Annotated in this window: 13 protein-coding genes and 1 pseudogene; 10 read left to right on the top strand and 4 right to left on the bottom strand. The window is 39.5% G+C overall.

Features of this window, described 5'->3' with window-relative positions; all coding sequences use genetic code 11:
• The first annotated feature begins 30 nt into the window (after positions 1-30).
• A complete protein-coding gene (locus AC5JM2_RS05660) occupies positions 31-5,799 on the top strand; it encodes an AAA family ATPase (protein WP_495833931.1) in 5,769 nt (1,922 codons plus the stop codon).
• 370 nt (positions 5,800-6,169) lie between these two features.
• Here AC5JM2_RS05660 and AC5JM2_RS05655 read toward each other — a convergent pair whose 3' ends face one another.
• On the bottom strand, positions 6,170-6,625 hold the full coding sequence (locus AC5JM2_RS05655; protein ID WP_495833930.1) for a hypothetical protein: 456 nt from the start codon (positions 6,623-6,625) through the stop codon (positions 6,170-6,172).
• A 15-nt stretch (positions 6,626-6,640) separates the two neighbouring features.
• Between AC5JM2_RS05655 and AC5JM2_RS05650 the strand changes: the two genes are divergently transcribed.
• The gene (locus tag AC5JM2_RS05650) at positions 6,641-7,996 is read left to right on the top strand and encodes an AAA-like domain-containing protein (RefSeq protein ID WP_495833929.1); all 1,356 of its coding nucleotides are present in this window, start codon (positions 6,641-6,643) and stop codon (positions 7,994-7,996) included.
• Positions 7,997-8,053: 57 nt separating this feature from the next.
• Here the strand turns inward: AC5JM2_RS05650 and AC5JM2_RS05645 are convergent, their stop codons facing one another.
• Positions 8,054-9,616 carry a hypothetical protein gene (locus AC5JM2_RS05645; RefSeq protein WP_495833928.1) on the bottom strand — a complete coding sequence of 521 codons (1,563 nt, stop codon included), beginning with the start codon at positions 9,614-9,616 and terminating at the stop codon, positions 8,054-8,056.
• Between the two features lie 1,358 nt (positions 9,617-10,974).
• Positions 10,975-11,169 (bottom strand): annotated as a pseudogene (locus AC5JM2_RS05640) (transposase); the annotation flags it as partial.
• Positions 11,170-11,237: 68 nt separating this feature from the next.
• On the opposite strand from AC5JM2_RS05640, the gene AC5JM2_RS05635 reads away from it, so the two are divergent.
• Positions 11,238-11,699 (top strand): peroxiredoxin, encoded by a 462-nt coding sequence (locus AC5JM2_RS05635; protein ID WP_495833927.1) that lies wholly within the window; start codon positions 11,238-11,240, stop codon positions 11,697-11,699.
• A gap of 90 nt (positions 11,700-11,789) precedes the next feature.
• Here the strand turns inward: AC5JM2_RS05635 and hpf are convergent, their stop codons facing one another.
• A complete protein-coding gene (hpf, locus tag AC5JM2_RS05630) occupies positions 11,790-12,446 on the bottom strand; it encodes a ribosome hibernation-promoting factor, HPF/YfiA family (RefSeq protein ID WP_495833926.1) in 657 nt (218 codons plus the stop codon).
• Positions 12,447-12,984: 538 nt separating this feature from the next.
• Between hpf and lipB the strand changes: the two genes are divergently transcribed.
• From lipB to AC5JM2_RS05595, 7 genes are all read left to right on the top strand, one after another.
• Entirely contained in the window at positions 12,985-13,671 is a 687-nt protein-coding gene (gene lipB / locus AC5JM2_RS05625; RefSeq protein ID WP_495833925.1) for a lipoyl(octanoyl) transferase LipB, read from the top strand.
• 417 nt (positions 13,672-14,088) lie between these two features.
• Complete coding sequence (speB, locus tag AC5JM2_RS05620; RefSeq protein ID WP_495833924.1) at positions 14,089-15,282, top strand: agmatinase; 1,194 nt, start codon at positions 14,089-14,091, stop codon at positions 15,280-15,282.
• A gap of 3 nt (positions 15,283-15,285) precedes the next feature.
• Positions 15,286-15,648: a hydrogenase maturation nickel metallochaperone HypA gene (hypA, locus tag AC5JM2_RS05615; protein WP_495833923.1), complete on the top strand. Its 363-nt coding sequence runs from the start codon at positions 15,286-15,288 to the stop codon at positions 15,646-15,648.
• Positions 15,632-16,372, top strand: a complete 741-nt coding sequence (gene hypB / locus AC5JM2_RS05610) for a hydrogenase nickel incorporation protein HypB (protein WP_495833922.1) — start codon at positions 15,632-15,634, stop codon at positions 16,370-16,372. Before hypA ends, hypB begins: the two co-directional genes overlap by 17 nt.
• A gap of 246 nt (positions 16,373-16,618) precedes the next feature.
• Complete coding sequence (locus tag AC5JM2_RS05605; RefSeq protein ID WP_495833921.1) at positions 16,619-17,656, top strand: ABC transporter substrate-binding protein; 1,038 nt, start codon at positions 16,619-16,621, stop codon at positions 17,654-17,656.
• Positions 17,653-18,507 (top strand): ABC transporter permease, encoded by an 855-nt coding sequence (locus AC5JM2_RS05600; RefSeq protein ID WP_495833920.1) that lies wholly within the window; start codon positions 17,653-17,655, stop codon positions 18,505-18,507. Before AC5JM2_RS05605 ends, AC5JM2_RS05600 begins: the two co-directional genes overlap by 4 nt.
• 107 nt (positions 18,508-18,614) lie before the next feature.
• Positions 18,615-19,385 carry an ABC transporter ATP-binding protein gene (locus AC5JM2_RS05595; RefSeq protein WP_495833919.1) on the top strand — a complete coding sequence of 257 codons (771 nt, stop codon included), beginning with the start codon at positions 18,615-18,617 and terminating at the stop codon, positions 19,383-19,385.
• Positions 19,386-19,406: the final 21 nt, after the last annotated feature.

The raw sequence follows: 19,406 nt of genomic DNA, 5'->3' as shown, positions 1-19,406 counted from the left end.
TAAAGAGATTGGTGAGTTAGGAGTGTTAGTATGAGAGCGATGGCAGAATATCACATTAGTCAGAAGATATATGAAAGTTATAATTCGCTAGTCTATCGGGCTAATCTCAAGCGAGATAATCAACCAATTATTCTTAAAATTCTTAAAGAGAACTATCCAACTCCCTCAGAATTGACTCGATATAAACAGGAATATGAAATCACACGACATCTGAACGTAGATAGCATTATCAAAGCCTACGACTTACAGCGATATGACAATAGCCTAGTCATGTTCTTAGAGGATTTTGGCGGGAAATCCCTAAAACTGTTAATGTCTGAACGCAGGTTCAGTATAGAAGAAATTTTCATCATTGCCATTAAGACCTCTGAAAGTTTAGCTGCTATTCATGCAGCCAATATTATCCATAAAGACATTAATCCCTCCAATATTGTCTATAATCCAGAAACTAAACAACTGAAGATTATTGATTTTGGCATTTCTACCCGTTTATTCCAAGAAAACCAAATCCTTTGTAACTTAAATCAACTAGAAGGTACTTTAGCCTACATTGCACCAGAGCAAACTGGCAGAATGAATCGAGGAATAGATTACCGCAGTGACTTTTATTCCCTTGGTGCAACCTTGTATGAACTCCTAACGCATCAACTCCCCTTTGCAACCACTGATCCAATAGAACTGGTTCATTGCCATCTTGCACAACAAGCAAACCCGCCTCATGCACTCATCCCTACTATTCCCTTGACGGTATCCAAGATCGTTATGAAATTGTTAGCTAAAACCCCAGAGGAACGATACCAAAGTGCTTGGGGGCTAAAAGCTGATTGGGAAATTTGTTTTAAACAGTGGCAGACTCAGGGACAAATCCTGCCCTTTCCACTAGGACAGCAAGATATTTCCGATAAGTTTCACATTCCCAAAAAACTCTACGGACGGGAACAAGAAGTTTCTCAAGTGCTAAGCACCTTTGAGCGAGTTAGCCAAGGTACCACTGAGATGATATTGGTTGCTGGCTATTCAGGGATTGGTAAATCTGTCTTAGTTCAGGAAATTCACAAACCAATTGTAAGGCAGCGAGGTTATTTTATAACTGGAAAATTTGACCAATTCAAGCGAGATATTCCCTACGCTGCTATTAGCACAGCTTTCCAGGACTTAATCCGTCAACTCTTGAGTGAATCTGACACAGATATCGAAATTTGGAAAGCACAAATTTTGGAACTCTTGGAACCTAATGGGCAGGTCATAATTGACGTAATCCCTGAACTAGAAAAAATTATTGGTAAACAGCCGTCTGTTGAAAAACTTGGAGCTAATGAAGCCCAAAATCGATTTAACTTATCTTTTCAAAGATTTATTAGCGTTTTCAGTCAACAAGAACATCCTTTAGTCATTTTTCTTGATGATTTACAGTGGGCAGATTTGCCTTCACTGAAGTTAATTGAACAGCTAATTACCGATTTTGATAGTAAATATTTATTGATTATAGGAGCTTATAGAGATAATGAAGTCAACCCCACTCATGCTTTAATTCTGACGTTAGAATTAGTTAAAAAAGCAGGTGTTAGGGTCAATGAAGTCATCCTAACTTCCTTGAGATTAGAGCACATAAATCAATTACTTGCTGATACACTACTTTGTTCTACAGAGATGTCAAAACCGCTAGCAGAGTTACTAACAAACAGAACTCAGGGCAATCCCTTTTTCTTAACTCAACTGCTAAAATCTCTGTACGATGAAAACCTTATATCGTTTGATTATAATGGACAATCATGGTGTTGGAACATTGAGCAGATTTTAAAAACAGGCATTACTGATAATGTCATAGATTTGATGGTTAGTAAAATTAATAAACTCAGTGAGAATACCCGGAATGCTTTAAAGTTAGCAGCATGTATTGGTAATAGATTTAACCTAGAACTACTCTCCGGCATTAGAGACAAATCTAAAACCTCCATAGCTCAAGATATTCAACCAGCTCTTCAGGAAGGGTTAATTGTCCCACTGAGTTATGATTACAAAATTCCCTTGCTTTGGGAACAAGGAGAAATTTCAAGTGATTCTTCAGCCGTCTCTTCTAATTTTATTCCTAGTTTTCCTTCAGTTATTCCCTACAAATTTTTACATGACCGAATTCAGCAAGCGGCTTATACTCTAATTGCAGAAGGAGAAAAGAAGCTCATTCATCTGCAAGTCGGAAGACTTCTGCTGAAGAATATGAGAAAAGATAAAAGTGAGGAAAATATTTTTGATGTTGTCAATCAACTTAATGAAGCAGCATCTCTCATCACTGATCAATTAGAAAGAGATGAGCTAGCTCAATTAAATCTTTACGTAGGTAAAAAAGCTAAGGCATCAGCTGCTTATGAACCAGCATTGAAATATTTAGAGACTGGATTAGAACTTCTAACAAAAAATAGTTGGGAAAGCCAATATGAATTGACTATAGAGCTTTATTTGGAAACACTTGAGGTGCTGTACTTCAACACCAAATTTGAGAAAGTAGAAGAGCTTTCTATATTTATTCTGCAACACACTCAAGAAATTCTTGATAAAGTAAAAGTGTATCAAGTAAATATACTAGTATACAATTCTAAATCCCAGGAGCAACAAGCAATAAATACTGCTCTTAAAGCTTTAGCAGAACTAGGTATAGAAATATCTCAAGAGCCTAGCGAAATAGAAGAGAGAATCAAGCAAGAACAAATATTTCTAGATATATTTTTGAAAGAAGTACCAGTTCAAAGTTTAGCGAATCTCTCTCCAATGACTGATCCATATAAATTAAAGGCTATACCATTATTGCAACAAATTATAGCCTCTACAATAATCACTAATTTCCTCTTGCATATTGAAGTTGTTTTAATTCAACTTAATCTTTGCCTAAAATATGGTAACCCTCCTCAAGCACCCTGTCCTTATATATTTTATGGAACGTTTCTCTGCAAGGGAATAGAAAATATTGGTTTAATGAGAGATATTCATTTAGGCAATGAATTTGGAGAATTGTCTATTAGTTTACTATCCGAATCTCAACTTCCTGAACTAGAGACTCTAGTTATTCATATTTACTATGCATTTATATATCAATGGAAGAACTCCCTCAGAAATAATATTGCATTAGAAAGATTAATCAAGGCTTTTCAAAGGGGATTAGAGACTGGGGATTATCAATATGCTTGTTTTGCATCTGCAAGCATTTGTCTTATTAAATTCTTCGGAGGGTATCATCTAGAAGAAGTTTCTCAGGAGCTTGCAAAATATACTAGGCTAATGAAGAAATTAAAACAAGAATATACTTACTCTTCTGTAACTATATATGAAAAAACCACGATTAATTTAATTGAAGGATATGAAAACAACTTTTGCTTGGTAATTGGTCGTAATCAAGAAGAAGAAGAGGAATGTATAAAAACTGCTAATATTTGGCTTTTATGTTGGTTGTGTATTGCCAAAATAATCACACATTATATCTTTAAGGAAAATAACTTTGCTATTGGTAATGTATTGAAAATTGAAAACTATGTTGAATATCTTAGTTCACATTTAAATTTATCACAATACAATTTTTTCTCTTCTCTATCACTGCTTGCTAATTATGAGATTATAGATGTATACTCACAAAATAAGTTTTTGAAGCTAGTAGAAAAAAACCAGGAAGATATGAAAACCTGGTCTAGCTACTGCCCAGAAAATTTTCAGCACAAATCTGATTTAGTAGAAGCAGAAAAAGCTAGAGTATTAGGACAAAATTGGCAAGCAGAAGAATTGTATGAAAAAGCAATTCAAGGTGCTAAAAAACATGAGTTCATCCACGAAGAAGCCATAGCTTACGAACGTGCAGCAGAATTTTATCTTGCCTTGGGTAGAGAAGAAATAGGGAAACTATACTTAAAAAATGCCCATCATTGTTATAGTCGCTGGGGCGCAAAAGCCAAAGTTCAAGCCCTAGAATCGGAGTATCCACAGTTTCTAATGGATATAAACAACCGAAAAGAAGACCAAACCATTAATACAACTGAATCTACTGATGGTACAAATCCCCAAGTACTCGATCTCATCACAGTCACAAAAGCATCTCAAGTATTAGCTAGCGAAATAAAACTAGACCAACTGCTGGCTAAGTTAATGAAAACTGTAATTGAAAATGGAGGTGCTCAAAAAGGCTTTCTGATATTGGAAAAAGATCATCAATGGGCGATCGCAGCTGAAAGTACAGTAGATTCTGATGAGGTTACTTTACCGCGATCGCTTCCCATTGATTCTATAGATGGCGATACGCAGACACCTATCTTACCAGTTGCGATCGTTAACTATGTTGTCCGTACTCAAGAAAATGTAGTTCTTAATAACGCTACTGAAGAAAAACAGTTTATCCGCGATCCCTATGTCGTCGCCACTCAACCAAAATCGATTCTCTGTACTCCTTTGTTAAATCAAGGCAAACTAAGCGGTATTTTATATTTAGAAAACAATTTAGCCACAGGCGCATTTACCAGCGATCGCATTGAAGTTTTAAGAATTCTTTCTGCTCAAGCTGCTATCTCCATTGAAAATGCCCGTCTCTACGGACAGTTAGAAGATTATAACCGAAATCTAGAGCTGAGAGTCGAAGAGCGCACTCATGAACTCTCACAAACCCTAGAAGTTCTTAAAGCCACCCAAGCCGAACTGCTGTTTGAAAACGAGTTACTCAAAAGCGCCGAACAACCGTCTACCTTTGACTATCAAGTGGGAGGAAGTTTGCCGATGGATGCTCCCACTTATGTTGTACGTTCAGCAGACCGTTATCTCTATAAGGCGTTGAAGCGCGGAGAATTTTGTTACACTCTCAATCCTCGGCAGATGGGCAAGTCAAGTCTGATGGTACGCATGATACATCACCTCCGGCATGAGGGATTTAGCTGTGGGGCGATCGATCTGACTCGGATTGGTAGCGAAAACGTCACGCCTGATCAATGGTACAAAGGCTTAACAGTAGAGCTATGCCGAAGTTTTGGTTTACTAAGAAAGATTAATTTAAAAACTTGGTGGCAAGAGCAAGGAGATATTTCTCCGGTTCAGAGGTTGAGTCAATTTATTGAAGAAGTTTTGCTAGTTGAAGTTGCTAAAAATGATAATACTATCTCTAAAAACCTGATAATTTTTATTGATGAAATTGATAGCTTCTTAAGTTTAAATTTTCCAGTTAATGACTTTTTTGCGTTAATTCGCTCTTGCTATAATCAGCGTAGTATTAATCCAGAGTATCGACGTTTAACCTTTGCTCTTTTTGGAGTAGCTACCCCTGGTGACTTAATTACTGACCACCAAAGAACGCCTTTTAACATCGGTCAGACTATTCAATTGGAAGGGTTTAAAGAGCATGAAGCCCAGCCTCTACTTCAGGGATTGGCAGAGAAAGTGAGCAATCCTCAAACAGTTTTAAAAGAATTGTTAGCCTGGACTAATGGTCAGCCCTTTTTGACCCAAAAACTCTGTAAAGTCATCCGCAATTCTTCATCTCCTATTCCTACCAACAGAGAAGCCGAATGGATTGAAAATTTGGTGCGAACTCAGGTAATAGAAAATTGGGAATCACAGGATGAACCAGAACATTTAAGAACTATTCGCGATCGCCTCCTTAATAGCAAACAATCCGTTCGGCTACTAGAACTTTATCGACACATTTTGCATCAAGGAGAGATTGTTGCAGTTGATAGTTCAGAGGAAAGAGAATTGCTTTTATCGGGTCTAGTAGTCAAGCAACAGGGAAAATTGAGAGTTCAGAACCGTATTTATGAATCTATTTTTGTTTGATTTACGAAAACATTTGTTTGATCTGGAAAGTGAAAGAAGAGGTCTACTCCTAAGAAACACAGGGGTGTAGGGGTGTAAGGGAGCCAGTACTTGATGAGGGTCTCCCGACCTAGGTATCTGGCGTGAAAAAGGTGTTTCTTTCATATTTTGCTGGCTGCGAAGCCGCTAGTCAGAGGCTCAGATCTTGCACCATACTTTTCGTCCGCCAAGAAATAAATTTCTTGGCTCAAAGTCCAAGTCCGTTAAAACTGACATCTTGCACCATTCTCAACAAGACCTAAAAAAACCGGGTTTCTGAACGGTAAATTAAGGTTTGCAAATGTCATCATTCTCAAGAAACCCGGTTTTTGACCCTGGTGCAAGATCTGAGTTAAAACTGAGATCTTGCACCATTCTCAATTACTGTAGGGTGGGCACTGCCCACAACGTAAAAATAAGGTTTTGAGCGAACTATAGGCAGTGCCCACCTTACAAAAATTGCAATAACGCAACTGGTGCAAGATGTAAGATAAACCTTAATTTCTGGTTCAGAAACCCGGTTTTTTGGGTCTTGTTGAGAATGGTGAGCCAGCGCGTTGCGGTGAATCCAGCGCGAATGACGGCTTTCCCGACAGAGGCGACTGGTGTTAGCGCAGCGAGACCGGAGGTCTTCCCCGAAGGGGGGTTCCCGAGCCACTGCGTTGGGCGGCTGTGCCGACTTGTAGCATGTGGCGTCCCGTTGAAGCACCTGGCGTGGTTTCCCCGATGAGCGACGCAATACTTTTGTACTAATAAATGGCAGATATTGTGTTACTTGCGCAACTCCTGTTATCTTAATTAGTAGCATTTGTCTGTAATCTCTATGAACCTTGATTGTCTCTTTGAGATTGTTGACCGCCAATTAATTGAGAGCCACAATCGCCCCCTTAATTCCGCAGAAAACCTGATTCTGCATGGCATTTGGCAATATAGAACTTATAACCAAATGGCGATAGAGGCAGGTTATAGTCCCGGCTACTTTACCAATGTCGTTGCCCCAGAGTTGTTTGGGCGACTCTCCGAGGTCATTGGTCAGCGCGTGACCAAAAAAAACTGTCGGGTGTTGCTGGAGTCTTATGCCATCACCAAAGAAGCCCCAAAAACAATACCAAAAAGACAAGACCTGACGCAATTTCCCCCCATACTTAACCAGGATACGTCACCTTGCTACCCCAGCGGCTCAGTTCCTCTTGACTCTCCTTTTTACCTCAAACGTTCTTACCTTGAGGAGCAAGTTTATCAAGAAATTAAGAAACCAGGAGCGTTAGTCAGGATCAAAGCTCCCAGAGAAATGGGCAAAACTTCACTGCTGCTGAGAATTCTTGATTATGCGAACCTCCAGGGCTACCACATTATCCGCTTGAATCTAGAACAAGTCGAGCAGACAATTCTGAGCGACTTGAATCAACTTTTGCGCTGGTTGTGTGCCAATATCGCCCGCCAGCTTCAGCTTCAACCAATGTTAGACGAGTATTGGGATGAAGATTTGGGAAGTAAAGTTAGCTGCACCGTCTACTTTGAAGAATATCTACTAGAGTCAATTCATACTCCCCTGATCTTGGCGTTGGATGACGTGAACCATATTTTCGAGCATCCCCAAGTAGCGAAGGATTTTCTACCTCTGTTGCGTTCTTGGTACGAAGAAGCGAAAAGACTGCCCATTTGGCAAAAGCTTCGTCTACTCGTGGTTCACTCAACAGATATTTATGTTCCTCTCGAACTTAATCAGTCTCCTTTCAATATAGGGTTACCGATTCAGTTAGACAGCTTTAGCCAAGAAGAGGTAGAGCAGTTAGCCCAACGCTATGGACTCAATTGGACAGATGGGGAAGGAGCCAGACAATTAATGACAATGGTCGGGGGACATCCGGCACTAGTACACTTAGCACTCTATCATCTAGCTCGAAAGGAGATAACTCTGTCGCAACTGCTAGAAACTGCTCCCACTGCTAGCGGAATTTATTTTCATCATTTGCAGCGTCACTGGGCAACCTTGCGAAAACAGCCTGAGTTAGCACAAGCTTTTGATATCGTTGTGAATGCCAATGAAGCTGTTTCTTTAGATCCCATTTTAACTCACAAGTTAAGCAGTATGGGGCTGATAAAACTTTCTGGAACTCAAGCGATCGCAGGTTGTGAATTGTATCGGCGATTTTTTACGAAAAAGGGAGAGTTATAGTTTAGCAAAATTTCATTTACACGACGCACTGCTGTATCGATACCTTCTCCACGCTTCTCAAAACGTGTGTTGGATCACTTCTCCCATCTCGTTTAATTTTTGGCGAACTATTTGTGCATAGGGACTGGTCATCAAACGATTTGTACCTGCTTGAATTTCATTGCTTGCTGCTTGAAAAACCTTATCATCTACAAATACTTCGATTTGTTCAACAAGATTTTTGAGAGAATTTGGTTCAAGAGGTATTTTAATTAAATCTTCTTTTTGTGCTTTGCTTAAAATACGTTCTAGTAAGTTTTGCACAGTCTTTTGGCGGACTTTTGCTAGGAGTTCCCCGGGATTTAACACCCTTCGAGCTTGATCCCAACTGGACATTTTGAGAATTTCCGTGATTTCTCTCAAAGATTTTCCTTGCTCGTAGTAAAGTTGCAATGCAGGAATACATTTTCCTGCTAAAGGTGCATACTTCCTGCTCGTTTTTAATTTGCTGATATGATTTTGAAGTTCTTGTTCGATAACTTGATTAAAAGTAAGCTGAAATTGGAAGTGTAAAAATTCCAAGAGTTCGCTTTCTTCGATATCAACTTTGCTCATTGATTTAGAGAGTAAATCACCTTTCAATGAATACTCTCCAATCTCTAAGTCTTGAAATTCTAGAGATCCGCGATAACTCCAAATGTCGTATTGTCTCAGTTGTTCTGCTACGTATTTGAGAGCTATCATCAACTCAGTAGTGTTGTTGATAGCTATACCCCGTTCCAGAAGTAGCGCTAGCATTTCTTGCAGTTGAGCATTGGTAGGATCGGGACATTGCTTTGCTGTTTGTCGTTGTTTTAATCGATCGCGACGGTAAACTGCATGAAATATTTCGACTAAATTACTATCGTGTGTTGATAACTGTTTGATTTGGTTGTGTCGAGTCCGATTCAATAATGCCCAATCGCTGAAATGTTTAAATCCAAACTCTGATAAAAATTTTCTCAGTTCTGGATGCTGCTTAGTTTGTAAATATGCCCAGTTTTCCAAACTCATTAATTCTGGTTTAAATGTTTGCAGCACTCTCACTGTAAAGTATTGATACGCCGCCTCCGTTGTCTGAGCATCGTGATTGACAACAAGCTGTTTTTTACGCTCTCTATCTAAAATTATCAAATTTTGACCATCATCATTCAAAACCAACCCTAATAAATCTTGATATCTAAAACTTTCACCACCAAAAAGATGGGTGATTTTTTTACAAGCTTTTAATATTGCTTCGCTAACATAGCATCGCAAACAAAGTCCTGCATAAGCTTTCACTAAGTTATCAACAGAATTATCGCCATAAAAGTAATTTAATAGAGTAACTTGTAAGCTGTCACCGGAAAAAGCATCAAGTTGCTGAGTGAAGAAATTTTGTGCAGTTTCCACAGGATGAAGTTTGTATCCAAGTCCTTCACTACTAAAATCAATTAGCCACATATTTCCATATCTAGAGAATGGATATATTGGCGATAGCCTTTGTGGAAATTTAGAATTTGGATTTTCTTGAATTATACTAGATGTCTCAAAACATCTTTTTATTTGTTCTGTGTATTGCTGTTCATAGTTTTGAGTTTGATTTTGTCTATCTTTAGCCATAATTAGTCTCCACTCATTCTTGTGTATTGAATATAAGGTTGGCTTCTTTGTTTTATTTTCAAACAGATTTACAGTGTTGAAAATACAGCTAAGATTGATAAAAGGGTTAATTTTTAGAGCATTCCAAATATGTTTTCACCATCACTATTTTTGTCTATTTTGAGTTGTCAATTGTCTCATGAGGGCTCTTAACAGGGAACAGGGAACGCTTAACAGGAATTGTTTATAAATGATTTAGGATTGCCATATCAGTTTTTCTTGGTGCAAGATGTGAGCGCCCAAGGGGCGCGATTACACGCCCGCAACGAATGAAAGAAACACCTTTTTCACGCCCTTCGGGGAAGACCTTCGGTCTCGCTGCGCTTTAGACCTCTGGGCGTGCGCTTTGCGCATACGCCAGTCGCCTACGGAGGGAAACCCTCCTGCAGCGCTGGTCTCACCAGATACCTAGGTCGGGAGACCCTCATCAAGTACTGGCTCACGCCACATGCCTCAACTGAGATCTTGCACCATTATCAATCACCGTAGGGTGGGCACTGCCCACAACGTAAAAATAAGGTTTTGAGCGAACTCTAGGCAGTGCCCACCTTACAAAAATTGCAATAACGCAACTGCTGCAAGATGTGAGTCAACGCGCTTAACCCTCGCACGGCAGTGGCTCCCCTACACCCGTGACCCCCCTACACCCCTACACCCGTGACCCCCCTGTGTTTCTTGAGAGAAGATCTATTTTGACTTTCCACTTTTTGACTTACGTTTTGATATTAGCTTTGCTCTTAGTCTCTTAATCTCATAAAACTTATTTCATAACTCATTAACAATCTCATACAAAAACTCATGAAAAAATATAAAAAATAAATCAATGTATCAATTGAGGTTATTTAGTACCTTTTATGCTGAGAATTCCACTGAAGAAGGACTTACGAAGACAAAATTCAGAATATGTCCTACGGACACGCTACGCGAACAGAATCGAATCGATGGTACTTGCAATATTGACGAAATTATTGATACCATTCAATAGTAGCTACTGCAAGATTCTAAATCTTTACAATCAGCTACTACCTTCTTCCAAGAAGTTCTCAATGCGAGTATTAAAGCCCAATATGCTTTATTACAAATGCAACAAAAGGGTTATATCACATCTTGCACCAAGAAAAGTTAATTAACTTTTAACACTCACCTGCGTTGCCTCAAGCCTTTATTCTTACGAAAAAAGACAAGAAAAACCGTGTCACTTTCTTGCGCTGCTTTTCACTAAGTCTGGGCTTATACGGAAAGGTGCAAGATTTAAGTTATCTTGTTCAAGAAGATAACTCTGTTCCATTGCACTGAGAGACCATTTATAAAGTAAATCTTTAGACGACAAGGCGACGCAGCATGATAGGAGTCATAACAGCATATATGGCAGCTTGACTCGTTTGTAGAAGACGTTCGTAATCTTTACTGAGACGATGGTACTGGGTGAACTACCCAAATGTTCTTTCTACTACCCAACGCTTGGGTAAAATCTCAAACTCTTTTTCTGTACGGCGCATCACTTCAACATCAGCTAAATTAATTCACACTCACAAATAATTCCGTTAATTTGTACATATAGTTAATTCTGAACTTTAAATCTATGCCAGTTAAAGTAGGAGACACAGCCCCCAATTTCACATTACCGTCCCAAAACGGTACACCTGTGAGCCTGCAAGATTTTCGCGGTAAACCAGTCGTCCTGTACTTTTACCCCAAAGACGACACACCAGGATGTACGGCGGAATCGTGTGCTTTTCGCGATCAATACGAAGTTTTTAAAACAGCAGGTGCAGAAGTCATTGGTGTGAGTGGTGACTCACCCGAGTCTCACCAGAAATTTGCCGCCAAGTACCAACTGCCTTTTACCCTTTTAAGCGATAAAGGCGACCAAGTGCGCAAGCAATACGGCGCAACTACAGCCTTCGGTTTGATTCCGGGTCGGGTGAGTTATGTTATTGATAACCAAGGAGTTGTACAGTATGTCTTTGACTCAATGTTTAACTTCAAAGGTCACGTCGAGGAAGCAATCAAAACATTGCAACAACTGCAAACAGCCTCATAGCAGCGATGTTAAAGAGTGAATAAAGTTTTTTAAATAGGGTAAGTGGAGCGATCGCCTAAAGTGCAATCGCTCCACTTACCTTACTTGCTCCTACATCTTATTCTGGAAAGTCTTCTCCGGCATAGCAACGTGACCATTGGTTGTCTTGCCGTTCTTGCCGTTAGTATCACCATTATTGGTATGACGTGGTTGAATCACGCCATAACCACCGTGATTGCGTTCATAAATAACATTGATTTCGCCAGTATCCACATTGTGGAACATATAAAAGTCGTGTCCTACCAATTGCAGATGTTCTAAAGCTTCTGCCATCGTCATCGGAGGCATGGCAAAATATTTACAACGGACTACTTCTTCAGGTAGTTCTGGAGTGCGATCGCCAATTAAATCTGTGACTACTGCCTCTTGAACAACTCCTTCAATTGTTTCTTGCGCGTGTGTTTTCTTCTCTTGACGGCGCTCTTTATATTTACGCAGCCGACGGGCTATTTTGTCTGATACCAAATCTATACTGGCGTAGAGGTTCTCGCTACTCTCCTCAGCACGAATAACACTGCCATTAGCATAAATCGTGACTTCAGCCGACTGCCTGGGATTAATTCGGGGATTACGAGCTACGCTCAGATGCACATCTACTTCATGGGTGATGTTTTGATAATGACTTGCCGCCTTTTCAATTTTTTGATGCACATAATCCCTAATTGCATCGGTGATTTCAATATTTTTGCCGTGGATGACAAGCTTCATGCAAACTCTCCCGCTCTATATTTTTTGTGAATTTTGTTTCGGATGACAAGGAAATGCGGTAAGGTCTATGACTGCCGCCAGAATCTATCGTGAACGGATTTAGACTGACTACATCTAAGTTTTTGTGAGGTTTGGCTCATCTTTACCTTACGAACCTCTGCTGTGATTCCAATCGGTTGAAAAGCAATCAGAGATTACGCAGACTTCTTTGGTTTTCTGCTTGGTGAAGGCTTAATCGTTTTTCCTAAAATACACAAGTCTTTTTGCTATTCTTAATTTTGTATTTTCTGTCAACCATTGTTTAGGCGTCATCAGCCAGTAGACTTATTACTCTGTTGTTGGCGTGACAGTTCTTGCAGAAAATTCCTCCCAACTCCATTGAGGTTATATATTCAAAATTAGCATCTTGTATTTTGGAAAACCAATTCCTTGACTTTCCTTTAAAATCCTTTGCATAGCTTGACATTTTTCACCCCATATTGGTTACAAGAGATACATTTTGCTCTGTATTCTCGTTGATTTTTTCTTTGTTTGTAATATGTCTTTGCACAAAAATCGATGTTTGCTATATAACCAAGTAGTGATACCATACTCAGATGCGCTGATGTGGCAGCGCACGCTTCTAGGTGAGCGCATTCAAAACCCAAGCCTGGAAGATGTGCTAATCTTGCTAGAACATCGGCCTGTCTACACTTTGGGGCAAGGAGCCAATTCAGAATTTCTGAAATTTGACCAGACTAACAGTACCTATGAAGTGCATCGAGTTGAACGAGGTGGCGAAGTCACATACCATTGTCCTGGTCAACTGGTAGGATACCCAATTTTAAATTTGCAACATTACCATAAAGACCTCCACTGGTACTTGCGTCAACTAGAAGAAGTCTTAATTCGCACACTCAAAATGTATGGCTTACAAGGAGAACGCAATCCTGGTTTTACAGGTGTTTGGTTAGAAGGGCACAAAGTTGCTGCGATCGGGATTAAAGTCAGCCGTTGGATAACCATGCACGGCTTTGCATTAAATGTCTGTCCTGACATGAGCGGATTTGAGCGCATTGTACCTTGTGGTATTGCTGATAAACCTGTGGGCAGTTTAGCTCAGTGGATTCCGGACATTTCTTTGTTGGAGGTGCGCGCCCATGTGGCAAAGTGCTTTGCGGAAGTTTTTGAGGTTGAATTGGTTATTGGTGATGTGAATGCAAGTTCCATTCTATACAATAGCTGAAGAGAATTTAGCGATTTTTTGGAAGACGAAAAAGCTGCTGGTAACGGAGGCAGCAAAAATGAACGTGGAGATTTTACTTATCAAGAACTTAGCTCGACTTTATCCATTGAAAAATAGCTTATTGTATGTGTAAGATACAGTTTACCAGTAGTAAATAGCAACTAACATGATGTAAAGAATTAGCCCAGTAGAATGCCTAAATCAGTAGCGTTAGTGTAGATGAAATCAAAGCAGAATCTCTAAGGACTTGCAGAGAAATAAGATACCAGATAATGTAAAGGGTTAACGACCCAAAATGGGTCTAAATAAATAAACAGGGTCATCAAAGCAGAGCTATTTCATTCATGGATTATTGTTTTATGGTTTATCTTGCCAATAATTTTGCCTTGCAAATCTCCAAACTTCATTTACCGAAACATGACTGAACAATCTTTTACTGATCCTAATTCTCATTTTCAGCCAAGTTCTACGCAAGCAGGACGTGCGCTGGAAAAAGAAGCCCGTTTACCACTAACAGGCTGGCAGCAGGAAGTTTCTAGAGGACTAGAATTTGGGTTAGAGGCAGCAGACAGTATACGCGATCGCTCGATTCCTACCTTTTCTCGTGGAGAACTTCCTCACTTTGCCGGGATTAATACTTTCTTAAAAGCACCCTATTTAGAAGATGTGCGGAAAGTTGGTGAATACGACGTTGCGATCGTCGGCGTACCGCACGATTCGGGAACTACGTATCGACCTGGAACGCGTTTTGGTCCTCAAGGAATCCGCCGAATCTCCGCATTATATACCCCTTATAACTTTGAATTGGGTGTAGACCTGCGCGAGCAGATTACTTTATGTGATGTAGGTGACATTTTCACCATTCCAGCTAATAATGAAAAGTCCTTTGACCAGATTTCCAAAGGCATTGCACATATTTTTAATTCAGGTGCATTCCCCATAATTTTAGGAGGCGATCACTCAATAGGCTTTCCCACTGTTCGTGGTGTTTGTCGTCATTTAGGCGATAAAAAAGTCGGGATTATTCACTTTGATCGTCATGTGGATACCCAGGAAACAGATCTAGATGAAAGAATGCATACTTGTCCCTGGTTTCATGCCACAAATATCAAAAATGCTCCAGCAAAAAATTTGGTGCAATTGGGAATTGGTGGTTGGCAAGTACCGCGTCAAGGTGTTAAAGTTTGTCGAGAAAGAGCCACAAATATCTTAACAGTGACAGACATCACTGAAATGGGACTAGATGCAGCCGTCAACTTTGCCCTAGAGAGAGCATTAGACGGTACAGATTGCGTTTATATCAGTTTCGATATTGACTGTATTGATGCAGGATTTGTGCCTGGAACTGGTTGGCCCGAACCTGGTGGATTATTACCGCGTGAGGCACTATATTTGCTGGGTAAGATTGTCCAAAACACACCTGTTTGTGGATTGGAAGTTGTAGAAGTTTCACCACCTTATGATATTAGTGATATGACATCATTAATGGCGGCGCGAGTAATTTGTGATACTATGGCACATTTAGTTGTATCAGGTCAATTACCGCGCAAAGAAAAACCTGCATATATTCATCCCGCAACACAACCAGAGTTAGTGGAGGAATGGAGGTAAAGTTTGCACGAAACTGATATGACAAAGGCACTAATTTTAACAGTAAAAGATTGGTGGGAATCCCAACCTGAGCGCCCAGTAATTTCTCAAGTTCACTTAATTGTTGGTAAATTCACTTGCGTTGAACCTGCAAGTTTGCAATTTGCTTTTGAAGTACAAACGCGCAATACTTTTTTAGAAAAAGTCAAATTGATAATTCAAGAAACACCACTAATTGCCTTTTGTCATCGTTGTCAACAAGAATATTCACCTCAAATTGGTTTACAGTACGCTTGTCCTGAGTGTAATACCTCAATGGAGGATATTCGCTCAGGTAGAGAATTAAAAATTGACAGAATTGAGTACGCTTATGCATCAAACATTTGACGCGGCATTAGGAATTAACTTGCTCCATGCTAATCAACAAGGCGCGGATCACAATCGAGCGCATTTTGACGAATGGGGAATTACTTGTTTCAACATCATGAGTAGTCCTGGTGCTGGGAAAACAGCTCTACTAGAGCGTACCCTTGCGGTTTTAAGTAATGAGCTAAAAATCGCTGTCATTGAAGGGGATATGACAACTGATTTAGATGCAGAACGGCTGCGCAAATATGGTGTTCCTGTAATTGCAATTAATACGGGTCGTTCTTGTCATTTAGATTCCAAAATGGTAGCAGGTGGAATTCATCTGTTGCAACACGAATACAATCCTTCAGACTTTGATTTAGTGCTGGTGGAGAACGTTGGAAATTTAGTTTGTCCTGCTGAGTTTGAAGTGGGAGAACACGCCAAAGTGGCTTTACTAAGTATTACTGAAGGCGAAGATAAACCACTGAAGTATCCGATTATGTTTCAAGAAGCGGATTGCTTGCTGATTACAAAAATAGATTTGGCTCCCTATCTAGATATTGATATTAGCCGCATTGAGGCAAATGTCCGTCAGATGAATTCCGATGTTGAGATTATTCCTATTTCTACTAAAGCAGATCAGGGATTAGAAGTTTGGTTTAATTGGGTGCGTAGACGCGTAGCGGCTTATCAACAGACATCGGAAGTTTTAAAGCCACAGCCAAATTCTATATCTACAGCATCAATTCTAAATGTTTAATCTACTCTTGATAAATTAGTAGCATTTCTGAACTTCAACAATAGGTCGCTGTATATAAATAAACTGTATTTATATACGCTATTTGTTAACCCTGCGACCTATTATTAAAAACGATTTACTATAAGTTTTTATCATTTCTATTTCCTAACTTTATAAGTCGATTTTACTTAACTCTATAAAAACGTCAACGCAATTTTCTCAGAGTTTAACTTATTTCCAAAAAAACTGAAGTCCAAGTTAAATACAATGAATATTCGCAAGTTATCATCTTTATTTGCAGTTTTTTTTCTCAGTCTTGTTATCGCCGTCAGTTGTACTCCCAACCAGCAAACTTCTACGCAGCAAAATTCTACTACCCCAGTTAGCACTGTACCAATTCAGCTTGGCTTTAGTGCTTGGCCAGGTTGGTTTCCTTGGCAAGTTTCTCAAGAACAAAAGTTATTTGAGAGCAACAAAGTTAATGTAGAGTTGAAGTGGTTTGATGGCTATTTAGATTCTATCAATGCTCTACGAGCAGGTCAACTTAATGCCAATACCCAAACATTAAATGATACGATTAGCTCTATAGGGGCAGGTTCTGATCAAGTCATTGTTTTAGTAAACGATAATTCAACTGGTAACGACAAAATTATTGTCCGGGAAGGAATTAAGAGCATTGCTGACCTCAAAGGTAAAAAAGTTGCTGCTGAAGAAGGAACAGTTGACCATTTTCTGTTATTGCTGGGTTTGAAAAAAGCAGGTTTAACTCAAGCTGATATTCAGTTTCAGCCACTAGAAACAGGTGCCGCAGCAGCAGCTTTTGTTGCTGGTAAAGTTGATGCAGTCGGAGTTTTTGCACCTTTCACTACAAAAGCTTTATCACGTTCTGGCAGCAAAGAATTATTCAGTTCCAAAGACTTTCCTGGTGCAATTCCTGACCATTTAGTCGTTAGCCGCAAACTCATTAATGAACGTGCGCAAGATGTACAAGCTTTAGTGAACACTTGGTTTGCTACTTTAGATTTTATCAAAGCAAATCGAGACAAAGCTTACGAAATTATGGCGAAACGCGCTGGTGTGTCAGTTTCAGAATATAAAGCATATGACGCAGGCACTAAAATTTTTTCAATAGAAGAAAATTTGAAAGCGTTTAGTCCTGGTAAAGACATGACATCCCTTAGTTACGCTGCTGGAGAAATTAGTAAATTTCTTGTTGAATCTGGTTTATCAAAACAAGCGCCTAACCTTAACCAAATCTTTGACGATCGCTTTGTCAAAGCCTACGCTGCGAACCATAAATCATGAACCAATACGCTGAAGACTCGCAGGAAGTAAACTTTAAGCACCCTCATAAAATATTACCACAAACCGTTTTTTGGCGCATTGCTGAGGATATCCCTCAAAACTTGGCTTGGACTTTAATGTTCTTATCCATTACTGTGCCTATACTTCTGTGGTGGGTTATTTCTAATACTGGATTAATCCCATCTTTATTTCTTCCTACTCCCAATCAAGTATGGGGTGCATTTCAAAGGCTTTTAGCAAGTGGCGATTTGCAAAAAGATATTGCCTTTAGCTTGTTTCGCGTTGTGGCTGGGTTTTTACTAGCGGCAATAATTTCTATTCCTTTAGGCACTTTAATGGGGACTTTTGCCAGCTTTCGGGCATTGCTAGAACCAATTATTGGTATTGTGCGCTATATGCCAGCCCCGGCTTTTATCCCCTTACTAATTTTATATCTGGGACTGGGAGAAACTCCAAAAATTATGCTGATTTTTATCGGCACGCTGTTTTTTAACACCTTAATGGTAATGGATGCAGTGAAATTTGTCCCTAAGCACTTATTGGAAACTACTTATACTTTAGGAGGTCAAAGAAAACAAGTTTTACTGCAAGTCATTTTTCCATTTATTCTGCCTAATATTATTGATGCTTGTCGGATTAATATGGCAGCATCTTGGAACTTAGTGATTGTTTCTGAATTAGTAGCAGCTACAGAAGGTTTAGGTCGTAGGATTAGTGTTGCCCAAAGATATCTCAAAACTGATGAAATATTTGCTGGGTTGATTGTTATTGGCTTGATTGGTTTAACAATTGACCTTTTGTTTCGGTTGTTACTACGCGTTTTTTGTAAGTGGGCTGAGGATAGAGTATAAAGACAGTAAGAAAGACTAGTAAAGGGGAGACTAAGCTTATGCACCTTCTTAGCCTGCAGTGAGAAATTGAAAATATAGATTTGACATTCATCTCAAATTAGTTCTTTATGCATTTAGAAGTTAATCAACTCCATAAACAATTTAAAACTAAACACGGTTTGTTGACTGTACTTAAAAACATCAAATTGCATGTAGAACAGGGTGAGTTTGTCTGTGCAGTAGGAGTCAGTGGTTGTGGTAAGTCAACATTGCTACGATTAATTGCGGGGCTAGATACTCCAACAGCAGGGGATATTCTGGTTGATGGAGTACCCGTGACTGGACCAGGGTCTGATCGGGGGATGATATTTCAAAGTTACACTCTCTATCCGTGGATGAGTGTGATGGAAAACGTAGAGTTTGGCTTAAAGTTGCAAGGTGTGCCTAAAGTACTAAGAAGACAACAAGCCGCTTATTATTTAGAAGTTGTGGGGTTATTGGGATTTGCTAAAGCCTTACCGCAGGAACTTTCTGGTGGGATGAAGCAACGGGTAGCGATCGCCCGTGCATTAGCATCAAAACCCAAAATTTTACTCATGGATGAACCCTTTGGTGCGTTGGATGTGCAAACCAAAGAAGCAATGCAGCAATTTCTACTAGAAATTTGGCGTAGCACAAACACCACAATTTTTCTGATTACTCACGATTTTGAGGAAGCAATTTTTCTATCTCAACGCATCTACGTATTAAGCGCACGACCAGGCACAATTAAGCAAGAATTGCAAATCCAATTGCCAAGCAAATCTGATCCTCAAGTCAAACGTCATCCCATATTTCAGAAATATAAGGATAAACTGACGAGTATATTACGTAATGATGGAGAGCAGTTATACGGCTAGAATTTGCGTCAACGAATGTTT

The sequence above is a fragment of the Brasilonema angustatum genome, assembly GCF_059505445.1.
The sequence above is the reverse complement of the archived record's forward strand: the minus strand, read 5'-3'. Positions and strand labels throughout refer to the sequence as shown.

Coding starts and splice junctions, on each gene's coding strand:
- AC5JM2_RS05600 (WP_495833920.1), top strand. CDS start 17,653: ATGAACCAATACGCTGAAGACTCGCAGGAAGTAAACTTTAAGCACCCT.
- AC5JM2_RS05595 (WP_495833919.1), top strand. CDS start 18,615: ATGCATTTAGAAGTTAATCAACTCCATAAACAATTTAAAACTAAACAC.
- AC5JM2_RS05645 (WP_495833928.1), bottom strand. CDS start 9,616: ATGGCTAAAGATAGACAAAATCAAACTCAAAACTATGAACAGCAATAC.
- hypB (WP_495833922.1), top strand. CDS start 15,632: ATGCATCAAACATTTGACGCGGCATTAGGAATTAACTTGCTCCATGCT.
- AC5JM2_RS05655 (WP_495833930.1), bottom strand. CDS start 6,625: ATGCTACTAATTAAGATAACAGGAGTTGCGCAAGTAACACAATATCTG.
- AC5JM2_RS05605 (WP_495833921.1), top strand. CDS start 16,619: ATGAATATTCGCAAGTTATCATCTTTATTTGCAGTTTTTTTTCTCAGT.
- AC5JM2_RS05660 (WP_495833931.1), top strand. CDS start 31: ATGAGAGCGATGGCAGAATATCACATTAGTCAGAAGATATATGAAAGT.
- AC5JM2_RS05635 (WP_495833927.1), top strand. CDS start 11,238: ATGCCAGTTAAAGTAGGAGACACAGCCCCCAATTTCACATTACCGTCC.
- speB (WP_495833924.1), top strand. CDS start 14,089: ATGACTGAACAATCTTTTACTGATCCTAATTCTCATTTTCAGCCAAGT.
- hpf (WP_495833926.1), bottom strand. CDS start 12,446: ATGAAGCTTGTCATCCACGGCAAAAATATTGAAATCACCGATGCAATT.
- AC5JM2_RS05650 (WP_495833929.1), top strand. CDS start 6,641: ATGAACCTTGATTGTCTCTTTGAGATTGTTGACCGCCAATTAATTGAG.
- lipB (WP_495833925.1), top strand. CDS start 12,985: ATGTCTTTGCACAAAAATCGATGTTTGCTATATAACCAAGTAGTGATA.